Annotated in this window: 13 protein-coding genes; 8 read left to right on the top strand and 5 right to left on the bottom strand. The window is 41.5% G+C overall.

The annotated features are described in order from the left end of the window. Positions 1-287 precede the first annotated feature (287 nt). The gene (locus tag JIG41_RS22475) at positions 288-683 is read left to right on the top strand and encodes a hypothetical protein (RefSeq protein ID WP_199525501.1); all 396 of its coding nucleotides are present in this window, start codon (positions 288-290) and stop codon (positions 681-683) included. Positions 684-877: 194 nt separating this feature from the next. After that, on the top strand, positions 878-1,189 hold the full coding sequence (locus JIG41_RS22470; protein WP_199525500.1) for a hypothetical protein: 312 nt from the start codon (positions 878-880) through the stop codon (positions 1,187-1,189). A gap of 392 nt (positions 1,190-1,581) precedes the next feature. On the opposite strand, the gene JIG41_RS22465 is transcribed toward JIG41_RS22470, so the two are convergent. The 3 genes from JIG41_RS22465 to JIG41_RS22455 form a co-directional block, all read right to left on the bottom strand. Next, a complete protein-coding gene (locus tag JIG41_RS22465) occupies positions 1,582-3,117 on the bottom strand; it encodes an EAL domain-containing protein (protein WP_199525499.1) in 1,536 nt (511 codons plus the stop codon). 213 nt (positions 3,118-3,330) lie between these two features. Beyond that, positions 3,331-4,362, bottom strand: a complete 1,032-nt coding sequence (locus tag JIG41_RS22460; protein ID WP_180311772.1) for a methionine synthase — start codon at positions 4,360-4,362, stop codon at positions 3,331-3,333. 24 nt (positions 4,363-4,386) lie between these two features. Further along, entirely contained in the window at positions 4,387-5,361 is a 975-nt protein-coding gene (locus JIG41_RS22455; protein WP_036972439.1) for a DUF1852 domain-containing protein, read from the bottom strand. Positions 5,362-5,750: 389 nt separating this feature from the next. Here JIG41_RS22455 and JIG41_RS22450 point away from each other — a divergent pair, with 389 nt between their 5' ends. The 6 genes from JIG41_RS22450 to JIG41_RS22425 all read left to right on the top strand — a co-directional run bounded on the left by JIG41_RS22450 (position 5,751) and on the right by JIG41_RS22425 (position 10,642). Next, positions 5,751-6,560, top strand: a complete 810-nt coding sequence (locus tag JIG41_RS22450; protein WP_036972438.1) for a sulfite exporter TauE/SafE family protein — start codon at positions 5,751-5,753, stop codon at positions 6,558-6,560. A gap of 218 nt (positions 6,561-6,778) precedes the next feature. Continuing rightward, a complete protein-coding gene (locus JIG41_RS22445) occupies positions 6,779-6,946 on the top strand; it encodes a hypothetical protein (RefSeq protein WP_199525498.1) in 168 nt (55 codons plus the stop codon). A 100-nt stretch (positions 6,947-7,046) separates the two neighbouring features. Continuing rightward, positions 7,047-7,451, top strand: coding sequence for a hypothetical protein (locus JIG41_RS22440; protein WP_199525497.1), 405 nt, complete (start codon positions 7,047-7,049; stop codon positions 7,449-7,451). 343 nt (positions 7,452-7,794) lie between these two features. Continuing rightward, positions 7,795-8,766: a calcium/sodium antiporter gene (locus JIG41_RS22435; protein ID WP_118845063.1), complete on the top strand. Its 972-nt coding sequence runs from the start codon at positions 7,795-7,797 to the stop codon at positions 8,764-8,766. 41 nt (positions 8,767-8,807) lie between these two features. Beyond that, positions 8,808-9,653 carry a mechanosensitive ion channel family protein gene (locus JIG41_RS22430; protein ID WP_075593436.1) on the top strand — a complete coding sequence of 282 codons (846 nt, stop codon included), beginning with the start codon at positions 8,808-8,810 and terminating at the stop codon, positions 9,651-9,653. A gap of 188 nt (positions 9,654-9,841) precedes the next feature. Beyond that, complete coding sequence (locus tag JIG41_RS22425) at positions 9,842-10,642, top strand: alpha/beta hydrolase (RefSeq protein ID WP_065979609.1); 801 nt, start codon at positions 9,842-9,844, stop codon at positions 10,640-10,642. Here JIG41_RS22425 and JIG41_RS22420 read toward each other — a convergent pair. Both JIG41_RS22420 and JIG41_RS22415 read right to left on the bottom strand, forming a co-directional pair. Further along, positions 10,639-10,974 carry a zinc ribbon domain-containing protein YjdM gene (locus tag JIG41_RS22420; RefSeq protein ID WP_074988514.1) on the bottom strand — a complete coding sequence of 112 codons (336 nt, stop codon included), beginning with the start codon at positions 10,972-10,974 and terminating at the stop codon, positions 10,639-10,641. The two genes, JIG41_RS22425 and JIG41_RS22420, sit on opposite strands and share 4 nt — an antisense overlap. Positions 10,975-11,073: 99 nt before the next feature. After that, complete coding sequence (locus tag JIG41_RS22415; RefSeq protein ID WP_065979608.1) at positions 11,074-11,643, bottom strand: DUF3365 domain-containing protein; 570 nt, start codon at positions 11,641-11,643, stop codon at positions 11,074-11,076. Between the last annotated feature and the right edge of the window lie 175 nt (positions 11,644-11,818).

The following is an 11,818-nucleotide window of genomic DNA, read 5'->3' as shown; positions in this document are numbered from 1 at the left end:
CGATTGGCGCATACCAACCTTCGTTACATTGTCAGAGCCGCTACTTTATTCAGGCTCCTAGGATCATCTGGTGATACAGATGGTTCACTCATTAAGCGGTGAACAGCGCTTCATACGACTTCACGTCGCACGCCCCAAAACAAATTAAGGGGAAGATCAAACCAGACATTGAGGTTGGCTTTAAATATTAGTTAATTAATTTCCGAACTATGTCGTTCGCGTATATACTCAAGAAAATAAGCGACGAGGGTACTTTAAAATGTTAGGCATCTACACAGGATACTCAAATGGAGCCAGATTACTCAAACTATAGCCTACAAGAGTTATTGGAGGCACGTAGCTCAATTGATCAGCAAGCTCATCCACTTAGGTATTTTATAATTTGCCAACAGATTGAGGTCGCAGCCAATAAGCCTCAAGAACGGCAAGCTCTCGAAAAGCGTGATTTTTTTGCAAGGTTCGTTCTCGTAAAAACCATCATGGCTTTACTCAGCATAATATTAGCTACCAAATTGTATTATGCTTTTTCGAAAGGCTATATTTCTTGGAAAGGAAATACTGACTACTTTGTCCAACAAAATCCCCAGATATACTATGTTCTTGTTGCAGTACATGTTTTCTTTTTAGGCTTATTTTTAGTTTTATTATTTACAAATAGGTGGATTAAAAAACAAAACTCTTAATAAGCACATTAACACTAGTTGTGCTCGTTAAGGAGAAAAGACGTAGTTCAGCGCTTTGTTTATTATTGAAGCAATATGGAGTTTCACACAGTGAACCCATACCATCAGATGAGGATATAACGACGTCTTTTAACGCAAAAGGCGCTGTTGTATCTCATATAGTATATGAACAAAAGAGGGTGGGGGGTGTTGTGTTGAATATTAATACAGATAGCCAATATAACAGCCTCGATTTGTTTTTTATTTACCCAGAAAATCATAACAAAGGTTTAGGGCTGGCGACATGGAAAGCCATTGAAGCTGCGTACCCAGATACTAAAGTTTGGACAACAGTCACGCCTTATTTTGAAAAAAGAAATATTAACTTTTACGTAAATAAGTGTGGTTTTCATATTGTTGAATTCTTTAATAAACACCATATTGACGGTGATTCTGTGGTTCAGGATATTGATGATTCTGGCATCAACGAAGAAGACTTTTTCAGGTTTGAGAAAATCATGAAGTAACTTGAGTCCTCAAGCACAGTGACAATGAATACGGGTCTTCATTGATGGAGCAGTGATTATCATTATCCGTGCGCGCTTATGCGGGATAGAAATGAAGTATTCGACTGAAATAACAATGAAATTAGGTTAAGTCCATATGGGTAAAATACTGGATACCATGAAAAATATATTGTCACTTTTCCTTTCGGTAGGCTTCTTTGCTTATGAGGGATAGTTTGCGGGTATTTGTTAGATTACAACAAGACAGTAAATTGCTAGAACATTTTCAACCTTAATGCCTAAATGTCGTGTTGCTATGAGGGGGTAGAACATTGAATAAGTTACTGAATATTGTTATTACGCTTATTCTATGGTCAATGTAATGTGTTTTGTTCTTCCTATTGGTGTTAATTTTAATTGTCTACAGGTTTTAGCGCGGGTATCTCGTTGGCGAGTAAATCGCTGATAGGCACTAACACTATGTGGTAAACACATTGTTCAGACGTATTTTGATCCGGCACCATTAAAGCGCGAATGTAGAGTACGTCTTGGCAATCACTCTTTTGGTTTTTTACAAATGTTTGCACCAAATGCCCACCTCGGCAGGCTGATTTTATGTTTTGAAAATCATCAGAGGCAATTATTTCGCTAATTTGGTCTGTTTGAATATCAATCTCAATATGGGCGTGTTTATTGATTCGTGTTAGCGCTCCTTGCTCATTAACAATGATAAAAGGGGCAGGGAACTGGTTTGTTGAATCGAAGTGCTTTTTATTGGGGAGGCGCGAATGAAACCCTTCAAACGCATGCACCATCATAACGTAGTTACCTTCTTGTGAAACGCGGGGGATTTGAATACAAAAGACTTTTTTGTGCCGACCATTTGGGTAAAAATCCCATTCAGAACTTATTTCGGCTTCTCCTGAAACAAAGCGTCGATAATAGCTTTTTAGCCGTGTTTTAACTGAGTAACTCATTAAGTTGAATGTTTTTGCTTGTAAGTTTTTGAGGCTCTCTACTCCCCAAAATTTAACCCCAGAACGATTTGCCCAAATGACTTTATTGGTGTTGAAATCCCATAGCCAAGAAGGATGTGGGCGAAGCTCTAGTAAACGAAGCTCTTTTTCACTGAGTAACAATGTGGCGTTATCACATTTTGCGCTGTATTGACTGTGAGTATAATTAGTAATCCACTCTTTAAGAGCGTGCTCCTCAACCCCTTTGTCAAATAAAAAGCCCTGACCAATTTTGGCACCTGCTTCAATAAGAATGCCTCGTGCCATGCAGGTTTCTATGCCTTCGATTACACAACGCAGCTCTAAATCACTGCACAGTTGAAGAATAGCGTTCATGCCTGCCATGCTTGCTTTGTCATTAATAAGCTGCGAGGTTAAGGAGTAGTCAATTTTTACTTCGCTAAACACATTTAACCGAATTGTTTCGAGTGTCGAAAAGCCCGTCCAGAAATCATCAATAGCAAGTTGAATACCCAATTGACTGAGTTGTCTCAGGTTTGCCACGCTTTGGTTGCTGAAAATACCTGCGGTTTCGGTGACTTCGAGTACAATCGAATCTGCATTTATCTGGTATTGATTGATTAAATGACCGATTTGTTTGGCGAAGCCTTCAATGGTGAGGTCATTAGCTGACATATTTAATGAATAGTGAATAGCCGTTTTCGTATTATCAAGGGACTGAATGGTCTGCAGCATTCGCTCAAACAGTGTGAGCGTTAATAAATAACATTGTTCATTTATTTCAAGTAGATCAATAAAATGAAATGGTGCGATGACACCATATTTAGGATGGTTCCAGCGTGCCAGAAATTCAAACCCGACCAGTTCGTATGTGTCGAGGTTGACTTGTGGCTGTGCGACTAAAAAGAACTCGTTGTTTTTGATGGCCATCAAAATATCGTCAATTTTAAAGCGCGGTATATTCGACAGCATCAAGGTTCCTTATTTTTTATTGGGTTGTGTTTATTGCCGTTACAGTATTGGTGAATGTAGTTATGTTAGCCAGTCGGAAAGGGTGATTAAACATTCAGAAATTGCTTAAAATTAAGGAATTACGATTTTTTGAATAGCGTGAAGTAAAAAAGCAGGTGTCGTGTAGCACGCTACCTGCTTGTTTATCTGTAATGTCGTTGTTTTTCGTGAGGATTAATTAGCTAGCAGCTCTTTTCGTACAAGCTCTGTCCCTGCGCTGAGGGCTTTTAATTTGTCATTTGCGATATCTCGGGGCAATGGGGCCATGCCGCAGTTGGTGCAAGGGTAGAGCTTATCGGCATCAACATATTTGAGTGCTTCACGCAGTGTTGCGGCAACCTCTTCTGGGGTTTCTATTTCATTGCGTGCGACATCAATAGCGCCTACCATCACTTTTTTTCCACGGATCAGCTCAAGTAATTCAATTGGTATACGCGAGTTATGACATTCGAGTGAAATTATATCGATATTCGATTTTTGTAGCTTAGGAAATATTTCCTCGTATTGGCGCCACTCGTTGCCCAATGTTTGTTTCCAATCGGTATTGGCTTTAATGCCGTAACCGTAACAAATATGAACGGCGGTTTCGCATTGCAGCCCTTCGATTGCTCTTTCAAGGCAGGCAATTCCCCAGTCGTTAACGTCGTCAAAAAACACATTAAAAGCGGGCTCATCAAATTGAATGATATCGACACCTGCAGCTTCAAGCTCTTTGGCCTCTTGATTAAGAATTTTAGCAAATTCCCAGGCGAGCTTTTCGCGGCTGTGATAATGGTCATCGTACAGGGTGTCGATCATGGTCATCGGACCCGGCAACGCCCATTTGATTGGCTGCTTGGTTTGTGCGCGTAAAAATTTGGCATCGTCAACAAACACCGGTTTGGTACGTGATACAGGTCCAACAACACACGGCACACTGGCATCGTAACGGTCACGTATTTTAACGGTTTTACGGTTTTCGAAGTCAACCCCTGTTAAGTGTTCAATAAAGGTGGTGACAAAGTGCTGGCGGGTTTGTTCGCCATCACTCACAATATCAACACCTGCTAACTGTTGTTCATGTAACGAAACACGTAGAGCATCATGCTTGCCATCGCTAAGTTCACTTCCTTGTAATTTCCAGGGTGACCAAAGCGTTTCTGGCTGTGCCAACCAAGACGGTTTTGGCAAGCTGCCAGCGGTTGAAGTAGGTAATAATTTTTTCATAATAATCGCTTAGTTATCTTGTTATTAGGCCAGATTGCTAGACCATTGCTCAAGCACTGTTTTATAGGGCTTTATAAAGTATTGTTCGGCAAACTTGCCTTGTGCAACAGCTAACTGACTGCGCTCTTCACGGTCATAAATAATCTGTGTTAATGAATGATCTTGGTTCTTTAAGTTTGGTTTATAACGGCTCCCTGCGACTGCATTGGCGTTATAAATTTCTGGCCTGTAGATCTTTTGAAAGGTCTCCATGGTGCTAATGGTGCTGATAAGCTCAAGGTTAGTGTAATCGTTAAGCAAATCACCAAAAAAATAGAATGCCAGAGGAGCCACACTGTTAGGAGGCATAAAGTAACGCACTTGTAAGCCCATTTTTTTGAAGTATTGTTCAGTTAATGATGTTTCATTTGGCTGATACTCTACCCCTAAAATTGGATGCTGGTTTTCAGTGCGGTGATAGGTTTTGTTGTCTGACACGCTTAAGCAAATAACCGGTGGTTTTTTAAAGTGGCTTTTGTAAGTATCAGAGCTTACAAAGTGTTGAAACAGCTTGCCGTGTAAGTCGCCAAAGTTATCGGGGATGCTAAATTGGCTTTTACTTTTATTATGATCAAGCAGCAACACACTAAAGTCATAGTCGCGAACATAAGATGAGAAGTTGTTACCCACAATGCCTTCGATTCGTTCATCGGTCTGGTGATCAATAATATTCGTTTTTAACACTTCAATAGAGGGAAAAACGTCACCACTGTTCGCAATATCGATATCAACAGAAATAATTTCCAGTTCAACAGAGTAGCGAGTGCCTTGTGGGTTATCCCAATTTGCTAAGGCATTAAAACGATTATTAATCATTTTTAAAGCATTGCGTAGATTCTGTTTACGGCTTTCGCCTCTTGCTAAGTTTGCAAAGTTGGTAGTGATACGCGTGCTGTTTGATGGATGGTAGTTTTCATCCAAGCAAATGCGCTTAATAGTAAATGTAAAATCATTTTTCATGGCTGTAGGTATCCAATGTTTAATCCGAAAACGTGACTGCTGTTTAATTATTTATCGCTGTGTTAGTCATAGCAGGCTACTCAATTAGCTTTAGTAACCTTTGCAGCGTTAATAAATTTATACGTGCTCTGGAGCATGAAGAAAAACGTTTTTATTTCAGGTAAAACATGAATGCGATTCATACATTAAAGGGACGCACTCTTGTGGTGTGTATTTAATATGGGTGCAAAGCACTTAAACATACTTTGAAAGTCTAGATGGCTAAGTGAGTGAGGCTATGATGTGGTTTTTTCATGTGAAACGTGAGTAATATTCAATACTTAACGCCGCAACTATTGTTCCTTTAATTGATATACTCGAAATCTAAACGAATAACAGAGATAAAGGGAATGAGTGAATTAATCGTGTTGGTGCTTTACTGCGCTTTACTTGGCAGTGGCGTTGGGTTTTTAGCCGGTTTATTAGGGATTGGTGGCGGTTTAGTGATTGTGCCAATACTCAGCATTATATTACTGCACTTTAATGTCTTACCCGCAGAGCAGGTCGTGGTAGTGGCTATTGCAACCTCATTGGCATCCATACTTTTTACTTCAACGTCGTCAGCAATAGCGCATCATAAAAATGGCAATGTGCCATGGGAAATTGCGCCTTGGGTGATGGTTGGTGTGGCACTTGGTGCGCTCATCAGTGGGTTTATTGCGGCGTTATTACCAGAAAATGTGGTGAGGTTAGTATTCGCTATTTGCGTTGTGCTCATTGCGCTTAAAATGATTTTTGGGGGCAGGGGAGATACATCCACTGCGCGCCAATTACCTAATAAAGGCCTGCTTACATTTTTAACCACAATCACCGGTGGTTTATCGGCCATGATAGGTATTGGGGGCGGTGCGGTGCTTGTGCCATTATTAACGTTTTTTTCAGTCGATATGAAAAAAGCCATTGGTTGCGCATCGGCTTGTGGCATTGTTATTGCGCTATTTGGTTCGGTAGGTTACATCAGTGCGGGTAGTCAGTACTTTGCATTGCAAGACGGTTTTGCAGGGTTTGTTTATTTACCGGCTCTGTTGGGTATTGTTTGTACGTCTTGGTTTACTGCGCCTTGGGGGGCCCTAGCAACGCAGACATGGCCAGTGTCATTGATCAAAAAAATATTTGCCACTTTGCTTATTATAATGGCCGTTAATATGCTGACTCGCTAGCATATTTTTAATGCTTGAGTGTAAGGCACCTGTTGGGCAGCTATGTCTTGCATTCAAGTTTTTTGGGCTAGCGTAATCTAGCAATTTGCATTTTATCGTGGGATGCTATGTCTACGTTTAACACCTGAATTTTATGTGCGTTCGCAATTTCCTACTAAACTTGCAAGGGCAGAATTCATAGAGCGCGCAGCGATGCAGGGAAATGAAAAAGCACGTATATGTTTGTCGATGAGCAAGTGGGCGTAAACAGTGCGGCTAAAGCCTATGCGATTAATCGTTTGCTTATGGAAATGACGCAAAATAATGATTTATATAATCGCTATGCTTGGTTTGAGCAAAAGCACTCCCCACGCTTGTCACAGAACCCCACGCTTGTCACAGAATGAGCTGGCTGATGCTAATACCTTGTTTGAGCAGTGGTTAGCAGCGATAAATAAAAATGGCTCTCTTTATCCGAGTGAGTGAGTTTTAAGGAGGAAATTTACGATGATAAAACCAGATTACGCAAATTATACATTGGCAGAACTGATTGATTGCCAACATCATATAGACGCACACGCATGGCCTGAACGTGTTAAAGAAATCGATCACTATCTTGGCCTGTATGCTGCAAAATCGCCTGAACATGAACGGGAATACAAGCAGGCAGTCTTTAACGCATTTTGCGATACCTTACGTCGCGATCTTGCGATAAACATCGATGATAACATTTTGTGGTTTTTAAGGTTTTTTTCTAAGCGTGCAAAAGCGTTAACTCCAAGTACATTTGCTGATGAAGTGTGTCCACTTTGCCGTGCAAGTCTTCATGCTCGAACTTGGGCTGGTGGTTGGGAGTTGCACTGTAAAGCATGTGATGTGGCGGGTATTGTCGTCGAACGTTACTCTGTTTAAGAAGTCGAATCGTGGTAAAAAAACAAGTAAAAAAGGTGTAGATTTTACTTTGTACTTGTGACTTTTGGTTATATAGTCTTCGCCTAACCTTAGGGGAGTAGTCGCTTAGTTACTAAGATGAACGTCAACAGTCTCCGAACATTCGTTCGTGGCGTTCATGTCCGTAGTATGGATTGACAAGACTTAAGGCATCTACTGTGTTCCGGGCGGGCATAGTGCATGCCTTATTGTATTCCGCCCTAAGGAGCCTGCTCGTGTTTATTACTTTTCTAGCGTGTGGTCTGGGTGACTACGCAATGTTCAAGTCGGTCATTTTGTTACCACTGATGCGCCGGGAGTTCATATGATTACTTTTGTCCTCGCTATTTTATGCGGTTTTGCATTGCTGATTTGGAGTGCCGATCGATTTGTTGATGGTGCCGCTGTCAGTGCTAAATATGCGGGTATGCCAACTCTTTTAATTGGTATGGTCGTTGTTGGCTTTGGCACGTCTGCGCCAGAAATGTTGGTGTCAGCTATGGCGGCGGCAGACGGCAGCCCCGAGCTTGCCTTAGGGAATGCCGTTGGGTCAAATATCGTAAATATAGGGCTGATATTGGGCCTTACAGCTATTATCTCGCCGATTGTTGTTCATTCAACGATTGTTAAAAAAGAGCTACCACTATTACTGCTTGTTAGTATTTTGCTTGCTGTGTTGATATGGGACAACAGCCTAACGCGTTTTGATGCCATTGTATTATTACTTGGGTTTCTAGCCTTTATTGGCTGGAGTATTTTTGCTGCGCTAAAAAGCAAAAACGATACCTTACAAAACGATGTTGAGCAGGAACTGAGTGCCCAACCTATGTCGCTTAAGGCGGCTATTACTTGGTTAGTCATCGGGCTTATTGTACTCATTGCCAGCTCTCGTTTACTTGTGTGGGGGGCGGTAAATATTGCTGAACTTATGGGAATAAGCGATTTAATTATTGGCTTAACTATTGTGGCACTGGGTACGTCGTTACCTGAACTTGCCGCCTCAGTTGTCGCAGCGCGAAAAGGTGAACACGATATTGCCATTGGTAACGTGATTGGCTCTAACATGTTTAATATTTTAGCGGTGACAGGCATTGCTGGTGTTATTGCGCCTGCCGTTAATCTTTCAAGTGATTTATTAATGCGTGATTGGTTAGCGATGTTCTCTTTAACGCTATGTTTATTAGTGTTTGCTTATGGTTATCGCAGGACTGGCAGAATAAACAGAGTTGAAGGGGTTGGGCTACTGCTTGTGTACTGTGCCTATAATGCGTGGTTACTGTTTTCAGTAAGCAATTAAGTTAACAAATTGAAATATAAATATATTATACAGGACATAGTATGAAACAAACGGTTAGCGATTTTTGGCTTAATCACTCACAGACTATTATTGCGCTGGGCTACAAATTGGTGCTGGCGATTGTAATTTTGATTGCCAGTGCGCTTATCGCCAAGTCTGTGAAAAAGGCGATTAAAAACTCTCATTCAAAACTGAATAAAGTAGACGACACACTCTTGCCTATTTTGTCATCGGTTACAGGCTATACGGTATATGTGATTGGTGGTGTGTTTATTTTAGATATTTTTGGCGTAAATACCGCAAGTTTGATTGCGTTAGTGGGGGCCGCAGGCCTCGCGATAGGTTTAGCGCTTAAAGATACTTTAAGTAATATTGCTGCTGGCATGATGTTGCTTATTTTAAGGCCGTTTAAAGTGGGTGACTTTGTTGAAATAGGTTCAATGCAAGGAACAGTTTCTGAAGTTAATTTGTTCACCACTATTTTTCAAACCATCGATGGCTTATATATCGCATCACCGAACGGGATTGTGTGGGGCAACAATATTAAAAACTTTACTCGAAATGGTAAACGCCGCATGGATATTGTTGTGGGTATTTCGTATGCCGATTCGATTGATGAAGGGTTCGATGTTTTAAAACGTATTGCTGCCAGCGAACCTCGCTTACTTTTAGAACCTGCACCTCACGTTATGGTATCGGCTATGGCCGAAAGTGCAGTTAATATACAGCTTAGAGCGTGGGCTAAAAATGACGATTATTGGCAAACGTATTGGGATTTAAATAAGCGCGTTAAAGAGTCTATCGAAGACGCAGGCTTAACGATTCCATTTCCGCAGCGTACCTTACACATACCCGAACGGCTTGTTACTAAAAGCGAGCCTGTGTGAAATAAAAGCCACAATTGGGCTTTTATTGTTTAACCACCGTGGGTGGTAACAATGCATTATGGTAAAGATAAACAAACGCTCACTCAGGACCCAATTGCCAATGATGTTTTACAATTTAAAAACGACAAACATCGACATCAGCACACATAAGCTGTCGTTTCGATGGGTTAATAAATGGTATGAACGGCATGAATACACAGTTTAAAAATAAACCACCCGTTGTCCTTATTCATGGTATGTGGAGCACCGCAGTGGCTATGCAAGACGTGGCGGCAGTATTTACGCAACAGGGCTTTGAAGTTCATGCATTAACGTTGCCGATGCATTTTGACAAATCAAGTTATACAACGGCAGATAAACAGACATTAGCGAAGCTGCGCTTACAAGATTATGTTGCGTTTATTATGGCAGAAATAGCCAAGCTTGATAGGCCTGCCATTATTGTTGGTCATTCGATGGGGGGGTTACTGGCTCAATTGGTCGCAGCAAGGACGCATGTTGCCAAGCTTATTTTACTTTCATCAGCGGCACCGGGGGGGATCAATGCATGGAGTTGGTCTGTTATTCGCACATTTGGACGTAATTTATTTTTATTTCCGCTATGGCGGCGGGTAACACACATCACGCTTGCGCAGATTCGTTATGGTATTGCGAATACGCAACCTGATTCGGTTCAGCAGCTAATATATCAGCATGCGACTTATGAGTCGGGGCGGGCTACATTTCAAATGGGGGTAAGTGGCTTTTTTCCAACGGGTTATTCACGCGTTAATAGTGCATCAATTCGCTGCCCAATACTTATCATTGCGGGCAATAAAGACAGGGTGACCCCCATCAAAGCACAGCGAGCAATGGCAAAAAAATATGCCCGAAATAAGGCTCAGTTTATTGAGCTTGAAGGTGTTTGTCACTGGACTGTGGGCGGCGAGCATGTTGAAGTTGTCCGCAGCGCCATGTTGTCATGGCTGGCTGAGGACGCGCAAGCTTAAGCTTTCTTTACAAATTTTGCGGTGACCATCATTTCGCCGATACCGTCTACTTTACAGTCGAGCTCGTGGTCTTTTTTATCGAGCACTCGGCGAATAACAGCTTTGGTGCCAATTTTAATGACTTGTGAGCTGCCTTTGATTTTTAAATCTTTAGCAACTGTCACTTTGTCGCCATCGACCAATAAAGTGCCGTTGGCATCTTTTACTGTGATCACGTCATCGCTATTTACAGCCGTTGGATTCCATTCATGCCCACATTCAGGGCATATGAGGTTGTTTTGATCTGGGTATACGTATTCCGATTGACACTTTGGGCAAGGAGGGGTCGACATAAACTACACCTAGGTTAATTTTATTTGCGCTTATATTAATGGCTAATGGTGCACTATGCGAGCCTAAGTTACTTACAAATACACCATCATGGCATTGTATTAGGGGGTTTCCAGTGTTTTGCTCACAGAAAAAATGCCTCTTAAATCGCCTAGTTTATACCCAGTTGCTAAGTCGTTAGGGTAATGATTATTGAGCGCTTGTTTTACCTCTGGTGATATTTTTTCACCGTGACAGGCTAAACACATCGGGGCAACTTTTATGGCTTTGGCAAAGCGAAACTGACCATCGCGGGTGGTTGAAAATGTGACATTCTCGATGCTTTCGCTGTTTCGTAGCATGTCCAGAAGTTCGGCTATTTTCTCGGCCTCCCAACCATCAGGTTTATTGTTCGGGTTTCGGTTTTTGCTGCTTTTACGAGCGACTTTCCAGCCATTGATAGATAAACTTTCAGCGATAGCGGGCGCCTTCATTTGGCACACTTCAATCCCTGCAACAAGCCCACCTTGCTGTATTGCCTCACCAAGTTCAGACTTGAGTGTGTTTGCAAACAATGCAATGCGCTCAACGGCTTCGCTCTCCAAACTCGCGATATTAGGCGGTGTTGTTTGTGCATAGCTCATTGAGCTGAAAAGTACTAAAAGACCGCTGACTCTTTTTGCTGTGACCATGGTGATTCTCATTATATTAGTTATAACTAATATAATAGGGTAGATTTTAAGATTTTGCGAATAGCGTGTGTTCATAGGCCGAATTGAAAGTCGGGATGTTGATTTAACCCTACTCATCGTAGAGGTTTATTTTAGAACGTTTAGTGTTGTTTTGAACGCACCTAAAACTGGTGTA

It is taken from the genome of Pseudoalteromonas sp. bablab_jr011 (assembly GCF_016464045.1).
Taxonomy (GTDB): Bacteria; Pseudomonadota; Gammaproteobacteria; order Enterobacterales; family Alteromonadaceae; genus Pseudoalteromonas; species Pseudoalteromonas lipolytica.
Note: the sequence above shows the minus strand (reverse complement) of the source record. Positions and strands in the feature narration are given on the sequence as shown.

What these genes read in the sequence shown, in the direction of transcription:
- JIG41_RS22415 (WP_065979608.1), bottom strand. Translation starts at nt 11,643, where the DNA reads ATGGTCACAGCAAAAAGAGTCAGCGGTCTTTTAGTACTTTTCAGCTCA.
- JIG41_RS22450 (WP_036972438.1), top strand. Translation starts at nt 5,751, where the DNA reads ATGAGTGAATTAATCGTGTTGGTGCTTTACTGCGCTTTACTTGGCAGT.
- JIG41_RS22460 (WP_180311772.1), bottom strand. Translation starts at nt 4,362, where the DNA reads ATGAAAAAATTATTACCTACTTCAACCGCTGGCAGCTTGCCAAAACCG.
- JIG41_RS22465 (WP_199525499.1), bottom strand. Translation starts at nt 3,117, where the DNA reads ATGCTGTCGAATATACCGCGCTTTAAAATTGACGATATTTTGATGGCC.
- JIG41_RS22475 (WP_199525501.1), top strand. Translation starts at nt 288, where the DNA reads ATGGAGCCAGATTACTCAAACTATAGCCTACAAGAGTTATTGGAGGCA.
- JIG41_RS22440 (WP_199525497.1), top strand. Translation starts at nt 7,047, where the DNA reads ATGATAAAACCAGATTACGCAAATTATACATTGGCAGAACTGATTGAT.
- JIG41_RS22455 (WP_036972439.1), bottom strand. Translation starts at nt 5,361, where the DNA reads ATGAAAAATGATTTTACATTTACTATTAAGCGCATTTGCTTGGATGAA.
- JIG41_RS22445 (WP_199525498.1), top strand. Translation starts at nt 6,779, where the DNA reads ATGTTTGTCGATGAGCAAGTGGGCGTAAACAGTGCGGCTAAAGCCTAT.
- JIG41_RS22425 (WP_065979609.1), top strand. Translation starts at nt 9,842, where the DNA reads ATGAATACACAGTTTAAAAATAAACCACCCGTTGTCCTTATTCATGGT.
- JIG41_RS22435 (WP_118845063.1), top strand. Translation starts at nt 7,795, where the DNA reads ATGATTACTTTTGTCCTCGCTATTTTATGCGGTTTTGCATTGCTGATT.
- JIG41_RS22430 (WP_075593436.1), top strand. Translation starts at nt 8,808, where the DNA reads ATGAAACAAACGGTTAGCGATTTTTGGCTTAATCACTCACAGACTATT.
- JIG41_RS22420 (WP_074988514.1), bottom strand. Translation starts at nt 10,974, where the DNA reads ATGTCGACCCCTCCTTGCCCAAAGTGTCAATCGGAATACGTATACCCA.